Origin of the sequence: Pseudoalteromonas sp. SR41-4 (genome assembly GCF_014163985.1) — a bacterium.
GTDB lineage: Bacteria > Pseudomonadota > Gammaproteobacteria > Enterobacterales > Alteromonadaceae > Pseudoalteromonas > Pseudoalteromonas rhizosphaerae.
Genome location: NZ_JACJEI010000022.1, coordinates 26,748 through 48,216, shown reverse-complemented (window position 1 = coordinate 48,216; position 21,469 = coordinate 26,748). Strand labels below are relative to the sequence as shown.

Here is a 21,469-nt window from a genome sequence, read left to right as displayed (position 1 = left end):
AGATATATCTTAAGGCTTGTCATAGCGTTTTATGTCACTGTGATGATCGCGCTCTTTTAAATAGTCGAGCTTTTGCTTTATTTTTTGTTCTAAGCCACGATCAGTTGGAAAGTAATATTGCTTATCGGCTATCTGCTCTGGAAAGTACTTTTCTCCTGCAGCATAGGCGCCTTCTTCATTATGCGCATAGCGATATTCAGCACCATAGCCTAAGTCTTTCATTAAGTTGGTTGGTGCATTACGTAAATGCTCTGGCACCGGGTAACTTGGCTCGTTCTGCGCATCCGCTTTGGCTTGATTAAACGCCGCGTACACCGCATTACTCTTCGGTGCGCTAGCTAGGTAAATCGTAGCTTGTGCAATTGCACGCTCGCCTTCACTTGGTCCAACTCGCTGAAATATATCCCATGCATTGAGGGCCACTTCCATGGCACGCGGATCAGCATTACCAATATCTTCAGTGGCGATGGCGAGTAACCGCCTTGCAACATACAGCGGATCGCCGCCACCGGCTAAAATACGACAATACCAATACAAAGCACCATCTGGGGAGCTACCTCGAACTGACTTATGAAAGGCTGAGATCAAATCGTAAAATTCATCCCCCCCTTTGTCATACTTGGCTAAATGCGTTGGCAATACTTGACTGAGTACGTGCTCATCAACTAGGTATTGGCCGTTTTGCTCTACGGTTAAATCAATCGCCTGCTCAAGTAAATTAAGCACTTTACGAGCATCGCCATCACTGGCTTGGCACAACGCTTGTTTAGCATTTTGTGCAAGTACCACCGTTTTATTTTTCAGTTCATCATCGCTTGCAAGCGCTCGCTCAATAACAAGATGCAAATCAGTGTCTTGCAGCGATTTAAGGACATATACTCGTGCTCGCGATAAAATCGCATTGTTTAGTGCAAACGAGGGATTCTCGGTGGTGGCACCAACAAAAATAAAGGTACCATCCTCTATATGTGGTAAAAACGCATCTTGCTGAGATTTATTAAAACGATGTACTTCGTCAACAAACAGTAAGGTACGTTGGCCACGACCTTCAAGGTTAGTACGCGCTTCACTCACCGCATCACGAATATCTTTAATGCCTGCCGTTACCGCCGACATTTGAATCAGCGCCGCATCGGCATGGTTGGCAATAATTTGCGCTAAGGTAGTTTTACCAACGCCCGGCGGCCCCCACAAAATAAGACTGTGGCAACGCCCTGCTAAAATAGCTTGATAGAGAGGCTTATCTTGGCTTAATAGATGTTGCTGGCCAATATACTGATCTAAACTGGTTGGTCGCATGCGCGCCGCAAGTGGGCGCACATCCGGGCCAAAATTAAAGCCTAAATTACTCACCTTGACTTTGATCGTCTATTTCAACGCCTTCAGGAATACTAAACTCAAAGGTTGAAGTAGCAAGGCTTTGATTTACTTTAGTGTCGCTAAAAGTAAATGTAGATGATTGCCCTGAGCTGTCTTTAACCAATAATGACGCTAAGCCTACTTTATCTGCTGCAAACACAATATCCAGCTGTTCAACTTGGCTTTCAACGCCTTTATTAGGTGTAACACTGAACCCAGTATCCGTGGCGTGTACTTGGTACTTTTGCCATTGCGCCGGATCTTTGGAGGTGAGTAATACAAACGGTGTTGAATCAATCAAACTGTGAGTATTCATAATCGTTACTTGCTCAGCAAAGCTGTCGAAGTAATAGGTTTTATCGCCATTTGATACAAATAACGTGTCATCAGGGCTCGCTTGTTGCCAACGGATCATCATTGGCTGTTGTAAGGCGATAGTACCTTCACCTTGCATAATTGATTGACCTTGGTCGTCATTAACTTGCTGCGCAAATTGCGCTTGAAAACTCTTTAAACCGGCCAGTTTATCTTGTAATGCTTGGCTGTCATCCGTTGCACTGTCACTTGCAAATACTGATGCTGATAAAAAACAGCTAATTGCTAAGGCTAAATATTTAATTTGTTTCATTTAATTTGCTCCACCATTGGGCACTAATACATCTCGGGCACCGTTATGACCTGGTGCGCTTACAATACCCGATGTTTCCATTTGTTCAACTAAACGTGCGGCACGGTTGTAACCAACACGTAATTTTCGCTGCACACTTGAAACTGACACTTTGCCTGTTTCAACAACAAATGACACGGCTTCATCATAAAGCGGATCTGATTCTTCATCCGCGTTTTCACTGGCTTCGCCCGGCAATAAAATATCCTCAGTGGCGTCACCATTTAAAATTTCGTCTATATAATTTGGTTTTGCACGTGCTTTCCAGTCATTCACCACCGCATGTACTTCATGGTCATCAACAAACGCGCCATGTACACGTATCGGTACGCTGGTGCCCGGCGGTAAATAGAGCATATCACCCATACCTAGCAGGTTTTCTGCGCCTTGTTGATCTAAGATGGTACGCGAGTCAATTTTACTTGATACCTGAAACGCCATTCGCGTTGGGATATTCGCTTTAATTAAACCAGTAATTACATCAACCGATGGGCGCTGTGTTGCTAGTATTAAATGAATACCTGCCGCTCGGGCTTTTTGCGCAATACGGGCAATTAGCTCTTCAACTTTTTTACCAACAATCATCATCATGTCAGCAAATTCGTCAATCACCACCACGATACTCGGTAACTTACCTAACTCGTCTGGTCCTTCTTTCATACCATCAGTATCTTTAAATAATGGATCGAGAATCGGGTAACCCGCCTCTTTCGCATCCAATACCTTTTGGTTGTAACCTTTTAAGTTACGAACACCTAACGCCGACATTAACTTATAACGACGTTCCATCTCACCTACACACCAACGCAGCGCATTGGCAGCTTCTTTCATATCGGTGACCACTTCACACAGTAAATGTGGGATACCTTCGTAAACAGAAAGTTCCAACATTTTCGGGTCAATCATGATCATACGCACATCATCAGGGCCTGATTTGTACAGTAAGCTTAATATCATTACATTAACGCCCACTGACTTACCTGAACCTGTGGTACCTGCCACCAGTAAATGCGGCATTTTACCCAAATCAGCACAGATTGGTTCACCGGCTATATCTTTACCTAAGACCATAGTCAGTGGCGATGGATTTTGCTCAAATTTTGGTGCGTCGATTACTTCTGATAACCGCACTATTTCACGGTGTTTATTCGGTAATTCAATCCCTACATAGGTTTTACCCGGAATAACTTCAACCACTCGGACACTAACCGCTGATAGCGAGCGGGCTAAATCTTTAGCAAGACCAGTAATTTTAGAAACTTTAATACCCGGCGCTAAATCAAGCTCAAAACGGGTTACAACAGGTCCAGGGTATACGGCAACAACCGTAGCTTGAACGTTAAAATCAAGGAGTTTAGTTTCAACTAACCTCGATACAGCTTCAAGCTCTTCTGGTGAAATTGGGTTTTTGGCTTTATCAGGTCTATCTAACAAATCAAGCGTAGGTAATGGCGTACTTGGCGGCTTTTCTTCGAGTAGCTGCTCAAACTTTTCTTTTGCGGTAGGTGGAGGCTGATAGGTACTCTTTGGTTTTGGCATTGGTCTTGCTGGCGAAACCACAGTAGTAACTGGTTTTTCAGGCTCAGTAACATGGCTTTGATCAAGCGCATTTAAGGCAGCCGCAGTGTCCATTGGTTCATCATCAATGGCGCTAAAATTAATTTCTTGATCCAGAATATCATCCAAGTCATCAAATGCAGGATGAGAGTCTTGATTTGACACCGCACTATCACTATCCACTTTTGGTTCTGAAAAGCGAATGGCGGGTGTTTCTTTACGTGTCTGTTGCTCATTAACAGGGTCTTGTTCAATTACAACTTCAGTATTTGCAGTGCGTTCGCGTTGTAACCATGCTTTTAAGTGATGGGCAATAAAACGATAACCTCGCATGATCAAATCGCCAATAAAATCGACACATTGCACCCACGACACGCCTGTTAATAATGTTAATCCAGCAAAAAAGAAACATAATAATAAAATCGAGGTACCGGTAAAGTTAAATGCAGGCATCATCGCTGAAGCTATCACATCACCGACTACCCCACCGGATGAAAAATTATAAATATCATCAAAATTAATACTACTGATAGCCGTTGCTGAAGTGATAAATAATGCAAAACCAATCACTCTAAGCGATAACGTTGTATAGTCGAGTTGAAATATTCTATGAGGTTGCTTAAATAATAAGTAGCCGAATATTTGTAGTGCAGCTGGCACAAAATAAGCTAACCAGCCAAATGTCAGCAATAAAATATCGGCGATCCACGCACCTGCAGCTCCAGTTATGTTTCTTACATTGTCATAACCTGTTTGCGACCAACTCGGATCAGCAGGATCAAAGCTTACCAGCGCACACAATATAAATATTGCGGCAAAGGTGCTAATTATTAAACCGGTTTCTAATAGTCTTTGTACACCATTTAGGCGCATAACTCGCTATTCCTCATTTTTCTTTGTACTTCTTTGTACTCATTCTTAGCAATGGAATACCTTAGCAGGAAATACTTTTTGTTGCACTTTATCTTAACCATGCTGGCCTGATTATGAACAGGTTTTTATTAATCGCGCATGTATCAATAATACAACTTAAGTAGTTACTAAAAAATAGCGCATAGTTCAGCCGATATATGGGCGAATAATCACCCCTTGCTCGCCTTTTACTTCTTCCATAACAACATAGGTACGGCTTTCACTAACGTTCGGTAGCTTGAGCAGAATATCCCCTAATACACCACGATATTCAGACATATCATTTACGCGGGTTTTTAGTAAAAAGTCAAAGTTACCCGAGACTAAATGGCATTCGATAATTTCATCATGCTTTTTAACTGCAGCACTAAATTCATCAAACACATCAGGTGATGTTTTAGTGATTGTCACTTCGACGTACACCGACAAACCTTGCCCAAGTTTAGCAGGGTCAACCACGGCTTTATAACCGACGATGTAACCTTCGCGTTCGAGCTTTTTTACACGCTCTAAACAGGGCGTTGCACTGAGCCCCACACGTCGAGCTAATTCAACATTAGACACTCGGCCATCGTGCTGTAGCTCTATTAAAATCTTACGGTCAATACGGTCTAATAACTCATGCATAATAACGACTAGTTTTTTGTACTGTTTAAACGGTGTTTTCAGATTATATCACTAGAATACCGATTAAAAAAGGTGAGACACACTGCCAGTACATGAATATAATAGTGAAAAATTTTATCCCGTTCTATTAAGGCAATATTATGATTATCGGTGTACCTAAAGAAATAAAAAACCATGAATACCGTGTAGGTATGGTCCCTGCTAGTGTTCGTGAGTTAGTAAACCACGGCCACCAAGTTTTTGTTGAATCTGATGCAGGTATGGGCATTGGCTTCACTAACGAAGATTACACACTGGCAGGTGCAGAAATTCTAGCAACTGCTGCTGAGGTTTTCGCAACAGCAGAGATGATTATAAAAGTAAAAGAGCCACAAGCCGTTGAACGTGCAATGCTACGTGAAGACCAAATTCTTTTCACTTACTTACACCTTGCACCAGATCTTCCACAAACTGAAGACCTAATCAAAAGCAAAGCAATTTGTATCGCATACGAAACAGTAACTGATTCACGCGGTGGTTTGCCACTACTTGCGCCTATGAGTGAAGTTGCTGGTCGTATGTCCATTCAAGCTGGTGCACAAGCGCTTGAAAAATCAAACCATGGTCGTGGCATGCTACTTGGCGGCGTACCGGGTGTTGAGCCAGCTAAAGTTGTTGTTATTGGCGGCGGCATGGTTGGTCGTAGCGCAGCACAAATGGCTGTTGGCCTTGGTGCTGAAGTTGTCGTACTTGATCGTAACATTGACGTACTACGCGCACTTGACGCTCAGTTTGGTAATAAAGTTAAAGCGATTTACTCAACAGCTGATGCACTTGAAAAGCATGTACTTGAAGCTGACCTAGTAATTGGTGGCGTACTTATCCCTGGTGCTGCTGCACCTAAACTAGTTACTGCTGAACACATTAAAGCAATGAAGCCTGGCTCTGCAATTGTTGATGTTGCAATTGACCAAGGTGGTTGTATCGCAACGTCTAAAGCAACAACTCACGCTGATCCGACCTTCATCGTTGATGACGTTGTTCACTACTGTGTTGCTAACATGCCAGGTGCTGTACCACGTACATCTACTTTTGCACTTAACAATGCAACATTGCCTTTCATTATTAACCTTGCAAACAAAGGTTATAAGAAAGCATTACTAGATGACGCTAACTTCCTTAAAGGTCTTAACGTGATCAAAGGCCAAGTAACTTACAAAGAAGTTGCTGAAGCCTTCAACATGCCATACGTAGATCCACGTACTGCTGTTGAAAACGCATAACTAGCGTTTAGAATGATAAAAGCCTGTGAACATCAGTTCACAGGCTTTTTTTATATCACCAAAAAAGTTTATTACAGCTTACATTGCGGGTTTTTACCTGCCGCTTTTGCTGCTTTTTGCTCATTTAATGCTTGTGGCAATTTTGCTTGTAGCTCTTTAATGCGGTTAGCGGGTGCGGGGTGAGTAGACATAAATTCAGGTGTATTACCACTGCCTGCTTTACTCATATTCTGCCAAAGTGTTACGGATTCTTTTGGATTAAATCCGGCTTTTGCCATTAAATCTAAACCCACTTGGTCGGCCTCAGATTCATGAGAGCGACTAAATGGTAAAATAACGCCGTACTGCGCACCTAAACCAAGACCTTGCATAATTTCGTTACGATATTGTACATTGCCCATTTCAAGTGCGGCACTGCCCGCTTGCATACCTGTTTGTAGCAAGGAACTTTGTGATACGCGTTCATTAGAGTGCTCAGCAATTACATGCCCTACTTCGTGCCCGATAACGGTTGCTAGCTGATCTTGATTTTCAGCCACTTTTAACAACCCTGTATGCACACCAATATAGCCACCGGGTAATGCAAACGCGTTAGCTGAATCGTCTTCAAATACCACCACTTCCCACGCCTGAGTTGCATACTGTTGCGGTAATACTGCAATCACATCGTCAGCAATACACTTTACATACGCATTTACTTGAGGATTATTATTAATTTTTTGATTCTTTTTCATATCAGCAAAGCTTTGCTGACCCATCTGACTCATTTGTTGATCAGAATAAAGCGCAATTTGCGTGCGCCCTGTTGGTGATGTTTTACAACCCGCTAATACAGCGGTGGCAAGCACAGCCAAAACTAATTTTTTCATTGTATTCTCTTAACTAACAATTTAATTGTTCTTAGAATAGCAAACCAGCCTGCAATTGAATATATCGACTGCCAGTAAAAACATCTGTTGCGTTATATTTCTGTTAAAGGCGATAGTTAGCATGCAAACTAAGTACCCAAGACTAATTGTCGCTGTTACAATAGCAGCCTCTTTTTGTTTAATGGGTTAGTCATGCAGGACTCGGTTTCTTTAAATAAACGCATTCTATTACCTTTACTCGCCAGTATTGTTGCAATTACGCCACTGGCAATCGATATGTATCTTCCGGCCATGTTAGTCATTGCTAACGACCTTAATACCACAATGCCTAATGTACAAATATCGTTAAGCATATATTTAGCTGGCTATGCGCTGGGAATGCTATTTTTTGGCCCAATCGCAGATCAAATTGGTCGTCGCGTGTTAACGAAGGTCGGCTTAGCATTGTTTGGCTTAAGCTCTGTCGCATTGGCCTTTTGTAATGACATTCATCTATTTTGGGCTTTGCGGGGAGTGCAAGCATTCACAGGTGCTGCAGCAACCGTTGTGGTGCCAGGGATAATTCGTCATATTTATAAACAAGATACTGCTAAAGGAATGTCGTATGTATCGATGATCATGATGGTAGCGCCCTTAGTCGCACCAACGGTTGGATCAATGATCATGGGCTTATCTCACTGGCAAACAATCTTTTTAGTACTGGCTAGTTACAGCTTTGTTATTTTAGCCTTGGTACAAATATACTTAATCGATATCCCTATTTTCAAAAGCCCGATGAAAGGCTTTGCACTATTTTTCGATAGCTATAAAACCGTATTTAAAAATAAAGATACCCGAGCAGATATAGCCAGCTCAATGTTTGTCTCATTCGGCTTTTTTTGCTTTTTAACCGCAGTGCCCTTTGTATACCTTGATTACTTTAAAGTATCAGAACAATTATTTGGTGTTTTATTTGCTTTCAATGTCATGGCGCTAATGTTTGGTAACTTTTTAAATACCCGCCTAGTACCACGTATTGGTTCACGAAAAATGCTGTATTATGGATTAGCGGTCGGCTTTGTAGCTGGCAGTGCCCTACTCACATTTAGCATATTACACCTATCGCTGTATTTTATTGTTGCAGCTATTGCTCCTCTGATGATGAGTTTAGGGGTTACCGCTAGTAATGCTGATGCATTGATCTTAATGCAGTTTGAAGAGCGTTCTGGCACCGCTACGGCGGTTATTGGTACATTGCGCTTTGGCAGCGGTGCATTAGTCGGTCCAATTTTAGCCTTAATGCATGCACAAAGTGCGGTACCATTTTCAAGCTTAATGTTCAGCGCATTAGTATTAACACTAATAGCCCAGCTTTGGCACCGAGCTAGAAACAAAAAAAATGCCCGTAGTTAACGGGCATTTTTTTACTAAGCGACTTATTTATTCAGCTGCTTTAGATACCATCACCATTGCAGGGCGTAATAAACGACCATTTAATGTATACCCTTTTTGCATCACTGCTAATACAGTGTTAGGTGTTACATCATTGCTTGGTTGAATCGACATTGCTTGGTGGAATTCAGGATTAAACTGCTCACCTTGTGGGTTGACAATTTCAACACCAAATTTTGCAACCGCATCGTTGAAGCTCTTAACTGTCATATCAATCCCTTCAAGCAATGGCTTTAAGGTTTCGTTTTCTTTGTCTGAGAACTCAATAGCACGTTCTAGATTATCAATAACAGGTAATAATTCGTTAGCGAACTTTTCAAGTGCAAATTTATGCGCTTTTTCTACATCTTGTGCAGCACGGCGACGAATATTATCAACGTCTGCAGCGGCACGTACTACGCTATCTTTTTGGTTTGCGATAGTTTGTTTCGCATCTTCAAGCTCAGCATAAAGCATAGCAATTTCAGCTTCAGGGCTAACTTCTTCGCCTTCGTGCGCGTCAGCAGCTTCTACAGCCGCTTCAACGTCTGCTTGCATTTGCTCTAATTCTTCGTTTAATTCAACTTCTTGCTCTGGTGATTTTGTCTGCTCAGACATAATTTAAGTGCTCCAATACTTTTCAATTGCGGTAATTATGGGGATTGAATCAAAAGATTCAAGAGCCAGATGACTCGATTAATTTAAATTCTTGAATGATTGCTTCAATTTGCGCCGATTTAGGACAAATTACACAAAAACGACTTTGATATTCTTGATTTTGAAAATACGGCACGCTGATCACCATCAGTTCGTCACAATCAGTAAATGGCAATTGTGACGTATTTAAAACCGACACACCATTTTTAAAAGCTAACTTATCTTCTACAAAGTTCAAAAATGAGACACCAATATTTAAGCTTTGTTCACAATCAATTTGCCGATATAAATAATTTTCGCCGACCACGATACTGTTATCTGAGCCTAATTTATGGCTCAGCTCACGGGTCCATTGATTTAACGAATCATGACAATTTCGTGGTGCTGTATTTGCCATTGCTTGCATACGGTACAAGCCTTCCATTAAAGTTTGCTGACTGAATACAGTATTAAGCCAAGTAGCGAATTGATAACGTACGGTGTCAGACGCATCATCCGGCTTATGAATACAAATGTTATGGCTTTGCCCTGCTCTATCTAACAGTAAAATAAGCCAATCATTGCTGTCAAAATCTAATACTTCAACTCTAAAAACATGTTGAGAACTTACTTGTGGCAGACCAACGCAGCAACATACCTGATAACGCTGGCTTATACCATGCGCCATCTCGACTAATTGCGCTTGTGCAGGCTGCCAATATTGCGCAATCTGCGACAGAGGGAAAAATTCACTTAGCCAATAATCAAATCCGGCATTAGTAGGTACCCGTCCAGCAGAAGTATGCGGTGAATACAGCAGGCCTATTTTTTCTAGGCGCGACATCGCATTTCTAACTGTTGCAGAACACACAGCCATACCTTTTTGCTTGGCAATACGGCTTGACGCGACAGGTTGACCTTCACCATTACAGTACAGGCTCATCACGGCGGAAAATATTTGCTGATCTCGAGGGTTTAAATTCATAGTATCTACATCTTGCTGCATACTGGGGATATCGGGGCGTAGTGAGTTTATTTCAAGGTTATTTTCAAACTTGTCACTTTTGAGTTACTCTACTGATATTAATACTATTGATGCGTTTATCATGGAATCACCGTTTAAAACCATAGGTTTAATTGGCAAACCAAATCACAGTGGTGCAGCTGCAACTTTACAGCGCTTATACACTTTTTTAAATGCGTTAGGATTTGACGTGTTATTAGAGCAGAGAACCGGTCATCAATTAACCAATGTCCCCAAGGAAAAGTTAGTCAAACTGGTTGAGCTTGGCGAACGTGCCGATCTCGCTATTGTGGTCGGAGGCGATGGTAATATGCTTGGCGCAGCAAGGGTATTAGCCCGATTTGATGTTGCTGTTATAGGCGTAAACAGAGGCAATTTAGGTTTTCTAACAGATTTAAACCCAGAAGGCTTTGAAGCTAGTTTAGAACAAGTATTAAGTGGTCAATATCTTGAAGAAAAACGCTTTTTATTAGAAGTTGCAGTTTATCGCCATGGCGAATTAAAAAGTGCTAACTCAGCAGTGAATGAAGCCGTTTTACATGCCGATAAAGTCGCTCACATGATTGAATTTGAAGCCTTCATTAATAACGATTTTGTTTTTTCTCAGCGCTCTGATGGTTTAATTGTCTCAACCCCTACGGGCTCAACAGCCTATTCGCTGTCGGGTGGCGGGCCCATTTTGACCCCAGAACTAAATGCAATATCATTAGTGCCGATGTTTCCGCATACATTATCAAGCCGACCATTAGTGGTTGATGCCGATAACGAAGTACGCTTAAAGCTCAGCTTAGAGAATACCGACAGCTTACAAGTCAGCTGCGATAGTCATGTGGTGCTTGCTGTATTGCCTGGCGATGAAGTGATAATTAAAAAAGCAGATAAGAAACTACGCCTGATCCACCCCAAAGACTACTCTTACTATCATGTACTTCGCACTAAGCTCAACTGGGGTAGTCGTTTATATTAATTTTATTGCGCTCATTCAGACTTTAGAGCAAAATAAGCTAAATTCATTTATTACCTTTTCAAGGGAAATCAAACCGAAATGACGTATGTTGTTTTCTTTGCTTTATTATTATTGATAACGCTGCTTGGCAGCTATTTGGTGATTGAAAATAATCGCCGAAAAGCGCTTGAAGCGCAAAAAAAGCTATTCAATAATCGCGTTAAAGAAGTAACTCAACAGTTAAAAATAAAATTAAATGAGTACTGCGACGCAAAAATAATTCGTCCTAAATACATCCCAAGAATACAAGTTATTGCCAGTAATTTCTTTGTCGTACAACCTCATACTGACGAAAACTTATTGTATCTTGAACGCATAAACGAGTCATTGATCAGCACGATTAGTAGTGAGTTGGCAAAAACTTATGTAACAGGTGAACGAGATGCACTAGCTGAACGCTTAGATTTTTTTGTGGCTGAGTTACCCATAGCCGGCGTTGCTTACAATAAAACGTTTTACCATGAACTTTTACCATCCATGATTAAAGTTTTACGCACTGATGATTTATCTGCGAATCCTGAAGATTATGTCAAACCTGTTGATCCTGAAACTAATTTTGAGAAATCAACCAGTGAGTAAGTAATAAACTAGATAGCGACATTAAAAATTAATTTGCAAAAACCCAAAACACTGTATAAATTAACAGTTAATTGACTGGATGGATGAACAGTATGTTAACTGGGTTAGAGATTAAAAATTTTGCAATTGTAAGCAATTTAAGCACCGAGTGGCAAAGCGGTATGACAGCCATTACGGGTGAAACAGGTGCCGGTAAATCTATTGCTATTGATGCCTTATCTTTATGTTTGGGTGAACGTGCCGAAGCCTCAGCTGTTCGCCCAGGCACTGAGCGCGCTGAAATATGCGCTACCTTCGATTTAACCAACCTCCCCTTGGCTAAGCAGTTTTTAGAACAGCATTTGCTATCGAATGATGAGCAAGAGTGCTTACTTCGTCGCGTGGTGTGTAAAAATGGCCGCAGCAAAAGTTATATTAATGGCACCCCAGTCACTGCAGCCCAACTAAAAGAAATCGGTCAGTACTTGATCTCTATTCATGGTCAACATGCTCACCAATATTTGCTTAAAAGCGAACATCAACTCCAGCTATTAGACGCTTATGCAGGTCATCAACCTCTGGTTGAAGCAGTGCGCCAGCATTATCGTAATTGCCAAAACTTACAAAAAGAATTTACCGCGCTCGAACAAGCCCAGTTGCAACAAGCAGCGCAAAAGCAGTTATTAGAGTACCAAGTAGCTGAGCTTGATGAGTTTGCTTTACAACCAGATGAATTTTCGCAAATTGAAGCCGAGCATTATAAGCTCAGCCACAGCCAAACTATTATTGAAGCATGCCAACGAGAGTTACAAAGCTTATACGAAAATGACGAGCAAAATGCCTGTTCCCTATTACAACATAGCGCGCAGCAGTTTGCTGAGCTTGCGGGGTTTGATGAAAGCCTAGCTAGTGTGGCTGCTTTACTCGAAGAAGCGGCTGTGCAAGTTGAGGAAGCGAGTCGTGAAATTCGTAATTATGCCGAGCAAGCTGAACTTGATCCGAGCCGACTAATCGACGTTGAAACACGATTAAGTGGTGCGATGGATTTATCACGTAAACACCATATTAAACCAGAGGACTTAGTTGAGTTTCACCAAAGTATCACACAAGAGCTTGAGTCGATTAGTAATAACTCTACCCGTTTAACGCAACTTGAAGGTGAAATTAACCAAGCATTAGCAGCTTATCAGCAAGCTGCGCAAACCCTAAGCGAAAGCCGTCATGAGGCCGCGCAGACATTAAATACATTGATCAGTGCAAGCATGGCGCATTTATCAATGGAAAATGGTGTGTTTGAAATCGCCCTTACACCACAACCTGAAAAAGCACCAAACAGCCTAGGTTTTGATAATGTAGCGTTTTTAGTATCAACCAACCCCGGGCAGCCATTACAACCACTGTCTAAAGTCGCCTCTGGCGGTGAGCTGTCGCGTATAAGTTTAGCGATACAAGTTATTATTGCGCAAAAAGTCACTACGCCAACGCTTATTTTTGATGAAGTGGATGTAGGTATTTCTGGACCAACTGCAGCAGCTGTAGGCAAGCTTTTACGTCAATTAGGCAAATCAACTCAAGTTATCTGCGTAACCCATTTACCGCAAGTTGCCAGCTCGGGGCATCAGCAGTTTTTTGTGGCCAAAGAAATTGCCAATGGCGAAACCTTTACACAAATGTTGCCACTCAGTAAACATGGCCGTATTGATGAAATTGCCCGTTTACTTGGTGGTGATAACATCAGTAAAACAGCCAAAGCTAACGCAAAAGAGTTAATTATGGCGCATGCTTAATTAAGCTAAAACAACACCTACGTTTAAACTATTTTTAAATACAACCATCCATTAAGCCTTACTTATATAAAGCAAGGCTTAATAACTAACAATAGAACACATATAAATCATGACGATAACAACATTGCCAATAAAATTAATTAGCCTACTTTTTTGTTTTACACTTTTAACGGGTTGTAATGATTACTTTATAAATACCACGCAACTGACGAATAGCACATGGCAACCACTTTTAGTCATTGCATTTATTAGCCTATTTTTGATCCCGTTAATTAGCTTAGCGCTGCTTATATTTAGTCAATGGAAGCACCTTCAGTTTAAAATAACTCTGCAACGTTATTTACATGGCTCACTTGTTTTAATGCTCGCCATAGCATGGTTTATCGAATTAAGCTTAGTGCAACGCGCTGATAACCGTATGGATTTGATGTTAACGTTGTGCGCGCTAGCCACTCAAATGGTATTAGTCGTAGCTGCTTTTGTACTTGTTAATAAACAACAAAAAATGCACCACCGCGCTAAAAACTTTCTGTAAAGCATTGTTTAAAATAACAATTAAAAACATTTATTTTACATAATTGACACATTTAATTTAGCAACATACACTCAATAAAATAAAAAAATCGATGGAATGAATAATGAGCGCTACACAATCTAAAATCACCCAGCTAAAACGTTGTTATGCAACATTACAACTGGGTGTTGCTAAAGCTGATGGCCGCCTTACTCTTACTGATAACCTGCTGCATTTTGAAGCCCTCAATAAACAACTTAACTTGGGTTGTTATGCCATCAAACTTAATAACATTTCCCATGTCGAAAAATGCGCAGCTAAAGCCGGCGGTTTAATCCCGATTACCACCGCTGGAATCAAAATAACCACCAAAGAAAATTATCATCTAGAGTTTATTTTAGCTGAACCCGATGAGTGGCTTAATTGCTTACAAGCGAGTCATTAAGCATTAAAGGAAAGGTACTAGGCTGGAGGTTCTAGGCGCTAGGAAAAGCCAAAACAGTTCGGCGTTAAATTTATCACCTTAGGTTGTGGTTGAGAGCAACGAAACCAAACGATGAATGATTAAAACTGAATGACGGCTTAGAGCGAATAACAGTCATTTGGTGAGTCGTCATTAATTTAGTAAAAATAAGAGAAAACTTTCCTCTTTTTTACATGTTTATATAAATAACAGAAAGCATAATATTTATAGCTGGCAATAACTTAAACTGTTTGCTATTAATGTAAGTTCACAAAATAAGGACGTTTCGCACTAAAATGGAGAAAGTTTCCTCTGGTAAAGTTGTTATGTCAAAAAGAGAAGTGCAGTGAATGATTTAAAGTTTTCGCCTGATATTAACGGAATTGAACAAATAGATTTCAGACCGTATATGCTAGAAAACGCTTATGATTACTATAAAATTTGTACTTCTTCCACTCATCAAAGAATGGGCATTCAAGCAGTTATGTGTGCTTTAAGTATTGAAATTATTCTTAAAAGTTTTCATGCGTCGGTAAAAAGCAATGAAGGTGAACTAAATGAAACTTATGAGTTTGAAAAGAGAAAGGCTTTGCCTAAAGGTGCAAATGCACATGATTTAATGGTTTTGTGTGAAGCTTTACCTGAAAAAATTAAGCATTATCTCTTCAATTCATTAGACCTTAAAACACTATCAGCAAATAAAAATCTCTTCACGCAAAGCCGATATTCTTATGAGCAAAATGCTAGCTGCTCTCATAATGATAGGATTATAAAGCTAGCCGCTAGCCTAATTTGTAAAATGGTTTACTTATATCGAAGTTTTGGTTGTGAAGATCCTTTTATCAAATTCTTTGATATAGAAGCTTTGTATTTCGGCGAGGTACAGTTATATGTATTGTGCAAGGTGCCATAACAAAATTGTAAACGCGGACAAAAACAATTGGCTTTGTTCGTGCCTCACAAAATTTTAGCCAGCTATTTTTAGCTGTTTCCAACGGTGTCATGTGTAAAATCTAGATTAGTGCATTTAGGCCGATAGGGGTAATAGGTGGGGGACTTACAATCCCTGTGGCGATTGTTGCTTCTGTAGCTCTACTGTTGTTTTTGTTGCGTTACGTAAGTATTAGATTGGTTCCATCGGATCGAGACAATATTAAGGAGGTGCCTATGGTTAAAACATTAAAAGCTCGTACTCGTATTTTTTCTAGCTCGGTAATTGAAAGTATATGGGCTACAGGAGTCGGGGTCGTTGTTGGACACCTATCAACCTAAGTGCACTAATCATATTCAGAGAAGGAGTTCTAATGATCAAGATAAGAGCAATCATAAGTCACCCTCAAGGTTATCAAAGGCTTCTGTGGGCGTTATTTTTTGGGTAGAAAATTGAATCAACCAAAGATAAATAATTTAAAATTTGACACTATTTTTGATGGTGCAATTAAATGTCTGCGTAACGCTCAAGAGTTGTGTGATGAGGCAGAAATTTTACATGACCATAGCAGATATGCTCGATCCTTCGCTTTGAGCCACTTCGCTCGAGAAGAGTTTGGAAAGAGCGTTATGTTATTTCGTGTATTGGTCGATGTATCTGCCGGAGTAAAGGTTGATTGGAAAAAACTCAATCGTAGGTTTAGAGATCATAAACAAAAATTGGTTAATGATTCTGCAATATCAACAACGTTGTTCGGTCAGGAGTGGAAAAGGCAAGGTTTACCACTCGAAGTACTTTTTGCTGGTATTGATTTTAAAAATGACCGGAAAAACTCTTGTTTATATACGGACTGGCAAGATGGAGCTTTTACGTTGCCATCTGACACAATTACTGAAAAACAGTCAGAGAGAAACTTGAGTATGGCTATATTCCGTATAGCAACACTAGGGCCGAAACTGGTTCAACTTCAAGGTCTGAAAGGTGCAAACAAGAAAGAGCTTAGGGAAAAATATCCTGAGGTAATACCATATGACCTAGACGAGTTTTTAGATATAGTGAGTGCGCTAGAACAAGCAGAACAAGCAGAACAAGCAGAACAAGCTATTTAAGAGTGATTCCCCACGCTTGGTATTTTTGGTTTGGATTTAGTTTAACGCGGTAAGTTGGATTGATTCTAGTAAATTTATTATATTGTCGGATAGCGTAGCTTCGCCACACAACAGAGTTTCAGATTCACGCCTTGAAGGTCCACTATTGGCACTTTTGCGAAGTTCGATCTATTTTGATGTACATGCTGTTTCAAGTATCCGGTAGGAGAACAAATTGATAATCCCCAATAAGCTAAAAGTGAATGATGAGGTTAGGATAATTGCGCCTTCTAGAAGTTTGTCAATTATTGATAAAAAGACGCGAGAAATAGCAAACACTAGGTTTGAAGAGCTTGGCCTCAAATTGTCATTTTCAAAGAATTGTGAGTCTATAGATGATTTTTCGTCTTCATCTATAGAAGAAAGAATTGAAGACTTACATGAAGCATTTTTAGATAAAAAAGTAAAAGCTATCTTTACTGTCATTGGGGGCGATAATGTAAATCAATTACTAAAATATATTGACTATAATATTGTTAAAAGAAATCCAAAAATTATATGTGGATACTCTGATACTACAGCTTTATCAAATGCATTATTCCACAAAACAGGGCTAGTAACATACTCTGGGCCTGCATATTCAACTTTGGGGATGCTTAAGGGGATTGATTTCTCAATAAATTATATTAAAAAGTGTTTATTCTCAAGTGATCCTTATGAAGTTATAAACTCCGAACAATGGAGTGATGATGCATGGTATTTAGATCAGGAAAAAAGAAACTTTTATAAAGATAATGGCATAGAAGTCTTAAATCATGGTGAAGCTGAGGGGAAAATAGTTGGAGGCAACCTTTGTACTTTAAATTTGCTTCAAGGAACTGAGTTTATGCCTGACTTAACGAATGCTGTATTGTTTCTTGAAGATGACGAGTTAACATCTCCTTCAAATTTTGACAGAGATCTGCAATCGTTAATTCATCAAAAAAATTTCGATAGCGTTAAAGGCATTGTCATTGGAAAATTTCAATTAAAGTCAGAAGTATCAGAGACCTTGCTTAAAAAAATTATACAATCCAAACAAGAGTTAGCATCAATTCCAGTGCTTTACAATTTAAACTTTGGACATACAACACCCCATATTTGCTTTCCTATTGGTGGATTTGTGAAAATAGATACGAAAAGTCGTAAGCAAATAATAATAGAAAAACATTAGATATAGAAATTCTAGGGATTAGCTAAATTTTTTAATAATTTAGTTCGTTGCAGATTTAATATTAAGGATAATAGGATCGGGTCTGTCTCTTTTGTATGAGTGACTCCTTATAGCACTCAGCTGATAGTCAACAGCGAGCTGATATGGCCCCAATAAAGTAGACATTGAGTGGCTAGTTTATTTAACTCGTATCATCTAAGTAATATATATAAGAAACTTTTCTAGTTTTTATATAAAAACAAACTCCCCTTCTAATAATACTTATAATTAGCAATAACTTACCATTTTACTATTAATAGAAAATACTAAAATAAGAACGCTACCACTTTAAGATAAAAAATGACCTCTGATAAAGCTATTACATTCACTTGGCCATTATGAACAAATATTACTTCATTAAAATATGAAATAAGTTATTGAATAATATTAGTTTGCTTTATTAAATTGCAAACAACTGTTATCTATGCGACAGTATTGATTACATCTGTAATCGGTGTGTATTTTTTATTTACAGGTTTGTTATATGATTAAGGGAACATAGTTTATGGGAAAAAATATATTTTTTTGTCTTTGTGTAGGAATGTATGGAATAAAAGCTGTTGCACAACAACACAACTTTGCTGAATTAATGCAGTGCCATAACTCTTCAAAAGCCCCTGGCATGGTTGTTAGATTAGAACAGTCAGGTAAACATATTTATAGTGGTGCGGTTGGTTTGGCAAATATTGACACTGAGAGACCTCTCAATGTAGATGATATATTTCAAATAGGTTCTGTAACGAAAACATTTACTGCTGCAGCAATCTTGAAACTATCGGAAGAAAAAAAACTATCGTTACAAGATACATTAGCGAAATTTATTCCTGATATTAACCCTGAATTTAGGTATTTAACGATTGATAGAATTTTAAGCCATACTTCTGGTCTACCAGATTACTTAGGGGACCCTTCAGTAAGTAAAATTTATGATAAATATGCTTCTATTGATCAAGTTATACAAAGTATAAGTAAACAACCTCTTAACTCAGAGCCTGGTAAAAAATATAGTTATTCAAACTTGGGTTACGTCTTTCTGGGAAAAGTCATTGAAATTGCTTCTGGTACTCCATATGACCAGTTCATGTCAAACACATTTTTTAAACCTCTGAAAATGGATAATACTTTTGTTACTACTAAAGGTACATCTGCTGGGGAAATAAACGGCTACACTACTAGTCGTAATGAGCCTAAAAAGTATATTAATCCGGAAGATTCAACTGAAAGGCGATGGAATGTTGATCGTAGTTGGATCTATTCTGCGGGCGCTATTGCTTCTACACTTGCTGATATGCACCTTTGGCAGAATGCATTAAAGTCAGGGCATATAATTTCAAAAGAAAGCTATAAACTAATGACCTCCAAGGCATTATTAAATAATAATGCGCATGTGAATTATGGATATGGCTTAGATATATACAAAATAAGTGGATTAGATAGCTTTAGCCACCAAGGTCAGGTTCCCGGATTTTTTGCTTGGCATGTCTATTTCCCAAATGAAGATTTAACCGCTACAGCGTTAACCAACATCGACACAAAACACCCTGGTCCCGCTTTATTAGACATGATAGCACTACAATTAAATTTATCCCCTAAGCCAGTAAATAGTCAAAAAGCAAAGGCTATAGCTGCATCTTTAGTTGGAAGTTATCGTTCTTCCGATTCGAAAATTTTAAAAATCTCGTTTGAAAAAGGTACACTTTACTCTCAATATGAAGGTGAGAATAAAATAAAAATCATACCCCGGGAAAACAACTCGTACTCTTATGAGTGTACTGAAAATTACTTTCAGCTTAGAGAAAACAATGGGAAACATGAAATCGTCCCAGTGTATTTATATCAAGGTGAGCAAGAAGCACTTGTTAAATTAGAATTATGAAAAATAGGCTAAGGTTATCAACGGCTGCTCATAGCACATTTAACAAAACCGATAATGCAAAGCCTTGATGCAGACTGATAGGCTATTTTTTCGTTGGGTTTAGTTATCCCCTACCTACGTTGCTTAATTTAACACCGCGCAAACTTAAAGCTTATGGCTTAAATTTTACGACTTAGCGCTTAAAACTCTACTATCCAAGCCATAAAAAAAGCAAGCCAATCGGCTTGCTCTTTACTCTTTGACCCGTAAAAGTCTTACACTTTCAAGTAGTCCATGATCCCTTCGGCGGCGTTACGCCCTTCGAAGATTGCGGTGACTACTAAATCTGAGCCGCGCACTATATCGCCGCCGGCAAAGATTTTAGGGTTGGTTGTTTGATGGGTAAATTCACCTTTTTCTGGTGCGTTGATACCGCCCCAGTGGTTAATTTCTACATCATACTTTTCTAACCAGTCCATTTTGTGTGGTTTGAAACCAAATGCCATTATTACTTGGTCGGCTTCAATCACATGTTCTGAGTCAGGTACTACTTCTGCGCGGCTGCGGCCTTTTTCATCTGGTTCACCCATTTGGGTTTTTACCATTTGTACGCCTGCAACATGGCCGTTGTCGTTTAGTACGATACCGGTTGGTTGCACGTTAAAAGTAAATTCAACGCCCTCTTCTTTGGCGTTTTTCACTTCACGTCTTGAACCTGGCATGTTTTCTTCATCACGACGATAAGCACAGATTACTTTTTCCGCACCTTGACGAATTGAAGTACGTACACAGTCCATCGCGGTATCACCACCACCAAGTACCACAACCTTTTGGTTAGCCATATCAAGATAAGCTTGATTAGACTCATCATAGCCCATTACGCGGTTGGTATTACCGATTAAGAACGGTAATGCATCATGTACACCTGGTGCATCTTCGTTTTCAAGGCCAGCACGCATGCTTTGATAAGTCCCCACTCCCAAAAATACTGCGTCGTATTCGGCCAATATTTCATCCATTGTGATATCAACACCGACTTCAGTATTAAGTTTAAACTCAACCCCCATTTCGGTGAAAATTTCACGACGTTTTTGCATGACTTGTTTTTCAAGTTTGAACGATGGAATACCAAAAGTAAGCAAGCCACCAATTTCTGGATGACGGTCAAATACCACTGGTTTTACACCATTACGCACTAGAATATCAGCGCAACCTAGGCCTGCAGGGCCGGCACCTATGATAGCTACTTTTTTATCGGTCCATACCACGTACGACATATCAGGCTTCCAGCCCATTTTAAATGCAGTATCAGTAATATATTTTTCAATATTACCTATTGTTACTGCACCAAACTCTTCGTCTAATGTACATGAACCTTCACACAAACGATCTTGCGGGCACACCCGGCCACACACTTCTGGTAAACTATTTGTGCGGTGTGATAGCTCCGCAGCTTCAAGAATACGGCCAGTACGAATTAACTTTAACCACTGTGGGATATAGTTATGCACTGGGCATTTCCATTCACAATACGGGTTACCACAATCTAGGCAGCGGTCCGCTTGTGAGTTTACTTGCTTCTCTGAAAAGGGTTCGTAAATTTCAACAAATGATTTTTTACGTGACGAAATTGGCTTTTTGCGGGGATCAACCCGCTGCACGTCTATAAATTGATATACATTCTCGCTCATA

Annotated in this window: 19 protein-coding genes; 11 read left to right on the top strand and 8 right to left on the bottom strand. The window is 39.8% G+C overall.

All coding sequences use genetic code 11. The features are described 5' to 3' along the window. Positions 1 to 9: 9 nt before the first annotated feature. The 4 genes from H5180_RS16340 to lrp form a co-directional block, all read right to left on the bottom strand. On the bottom strand, positions 10 to 1,353 hold the full coding sequence (locus H5180_RS16340) for a replication-associated recombination protein A (protein WP_145242220.1): 1,344 nt from the start codon (positions 1,351 to 1,353) through the stop codon (positions 10 to 12). Next, on the bottom strand, positions 1,346 to 1,987 hold the full coding sequence (gene lolA / locus H5180_RS16335; protein WP_149982719.1) for an outer membrane lipoprotein chaperone LolA: 642 nt from the start codon (positions 1,985 to 1,987) through the stop codon (positions 1,346 to 1,348). Before lolA ends, H5180_RS16340 begins: the two co-directional genes overlap by 8 nt. Continuing rightward, positions 1,988 to 4,456 (bottom strand): DNA translocase FtsK, encoded by a 2,469-nt coding sequence (locus H5180_RS16330; RefSeq protein ID WP_182731956.1) that lies wholly within the window; start codon positions 4,454 to 4,456, stop codon positions 1,988 to 1,990. 186 nt (positions 4,457 to 4,642) lie between these two features. Next, positions 4,643 to 5,122, bottom strand: a complete 480-nt coding sequence (gene lrp / locus H5180_RS16325) for a leucine-responsive transcriptional regulator Lrp (protein WP_145242214.1) — start codon at positions 5,120 to 5,122, stop codon at positions 4,643 to 4,645. A 140-nt stretch (positions 5,123 to 5,262) separates the two neighbouring features. On the opposite strand from lrp, the gene ald reads away from it, so the two are divergent. Beyond that, a complete protein-coding gene (ald, locus tag H5180_RS16320; RefSeq protein ID WP_149982720.1) occupies positions 5,263 to 6,384 on the top strand; it encodes an alanine dehydrogenase in 1,122 nt (373 codons plus the stop codon). A 71-nt stretch (positions 6,385 to 6,455) separates the two neighbouring features. On the opposite strand, the gene H5180_RS16315 is transcribed toward ald, so the two are convergent. Beyond that, positions 6,456 to 7,253 (bottom strand): M48 family metallopeptidase, encoded by a 798-nt coding sequence (locus H5180_RS16315; RefSeq protein ID WP_145242210.1) that lies wholly within the window; start codon positions 7,251 to 7,253, stop codon positions 6,456 to 6,458. 192 nt (positions 7,254 to 7,445) lie between these two features. Here H5180_RS16315 and H5180_RS16310 point away from each other — a divergent pair, with 192 nt between their 5' ends. Beyond that, entirely contained in the window at positions 7,446 to 8,645 is a 1,200-nt protein-coding gene (locus tag H5180_RS16310) for a Bcr/CflA family efflux MFS transporter (protein WP_145242208.1), read from the top strand. A gap of 27 nt (positions 8,646 to 8,672) precedes the next feature. Here the strand turns inward: H5180_RS16310 and grpE are convergent, their stop codons facing one another. After that, complete coding sequence (gene grpE / locus H5180_RS16305; RefSeq protein WP_145242206.1) at positions 8,673 to 9,281, bottom strand: nucleotide exchange factor GrpE; 609 nt, start codon at positions 9,279 to 9,281, stop codon at positions 8,673 to 8,675. Between the two features lie 58 nt (positions 9,282 to 9,339). Further along, on the bottom strand, positions 9,340 to 10,305 hold the full coding sequence (locus H5180_RS16300) for an HrcA family transcriptional regulator (RefSeq protein ID WP_145242204.1): 966 nt from the start codon (positions 10,303 to 10,305) through the stop codon (positions 9,340 to 9,342). A 100-nt stretch (positions 10,306 to 10,405) separates the two neighbouring features. Here H5180_RS16300 and nadK point away from each other — a divergent pair, with 100 nt between their 5' ends. From nadK to H5180_RS16255, 9 genes are all read left to right on the top strand, one after another. Then, complete coding sequence (gene nadK, locus H5180_RS16295; protein WP_145242288.1) at positions 10,406 to 11,290, top strand: NAD(+) kinase; 885 nt, start codon at positions 10,406 to 10,408, stop codon at positions 11,288 to 11,290. Positions 11,291 to 11,368: 78 nt separating this feature from the next. Beyond that, positions 11,369 to 11,908, top strand: a complete 540-nt coding sequence (locus H5180_RS16290; RefSeq protein WP_145242202.1) for a hypothetical protein — start codon at positions 11,369 to 11,371, stop codon at positions 11,906 to 11,908. Between the two features lie 92 nt (positions 11,909 to 12,000). Beyond that, complete coding sequence (recN, locus tag H5180_RS16285) at positions 12,001 to 13,674, top strand: DNA repair protein RecN (RefSeq protein ID WP_182731954.1); 1,674 nt, start codon at positions 12,001 to 12,003, stop codon at positions 13,672 to 13,674. A 109-nt stretch (positions 13,675 to 13,783) separates the two neighbouring features. Continuing rightward, positions 13,784 to 14,209, top strand: coding sequence for a hypothetical protein (locus H5180_RS16280; protein WP_145242198.1), 426 nt, complete (start codon positions 13,784 to 13,786; stop codon positions 14,207 to 14,209). Between the two features lie 103 nt (positions 14,210 to 14,312). Further along, a complete protein-coding gene (locus H5180_RS16275) occupies positions 14,313 to 14,633 on the top strand; it encodes a hypothetical protein (RefSeq protein WP_145242196.1) in 321 nt (106 codons plus the stop codon). A gap of 364 nt (positions 14,634 to 14,997) precedes the next feature. Beyond that, positions 14,998 to 15,564, top strand: a complete 567-nt coding sequence (locus H5180_RS16270) for a hypothetical protein (RefSeq protein WP_182758632.1) — start codon at positions 14,998 to 15,000, stop codon at positions 15,562 to 15,564. A 470-nt stretch (positions 15,565 to 16,034) separates the two neighbouring features. After that, a complete protein-coding gene (locus H5180_RS16265) occupies positions 16,035 to 16,691 on the top strand; it encodes an AbiV family abortive infection protein (RefSeq protein ID WP_182758631.1) in 657 nt (218 codons plus the stop codon). Positions 16,692 to 16,905: 214 nt separating this feature from the next. After that, a complete protein-coding gene (locus tag H5180_RS16260) occupies positions 16,906 to 17,883 on the top strand; it encodes a S66 peptidase family protein (protein ID WP_220493129.1) in 978 nt (325 codons plus the stop codon). A gap of 544 nt (positions 17,884 to 18,427) precedes the next feature. Continuing rightward, positions 18,428 to 19,798, top strand: coding sequence for a serine hydrolase (locus H5180_RS16255; RefSeq protein ID WP_182758630.1), 1,371 nt, complete (start codon positions 18,428 to 18,430; stop codon positions 19,796 to 19,798). A 254-nt stretch (positions 19,799 to 20,052) separates the two neighbouring features. On the opposite strand, the gene H5180_RS16250 is transcribed toward H5180_RS16255, so the two are convergent. After that, entirely contained in the window at positions 20,053 to 21,468 is a 1,416-nt protein-coding gene (locus H5180_RS16250) for an FAD-dependent oxidoreductase (RefSeq protein ID WP_145242132.1), read from the bottom strand. Position 21,469 lies beyond the last annotated feature (1 nt).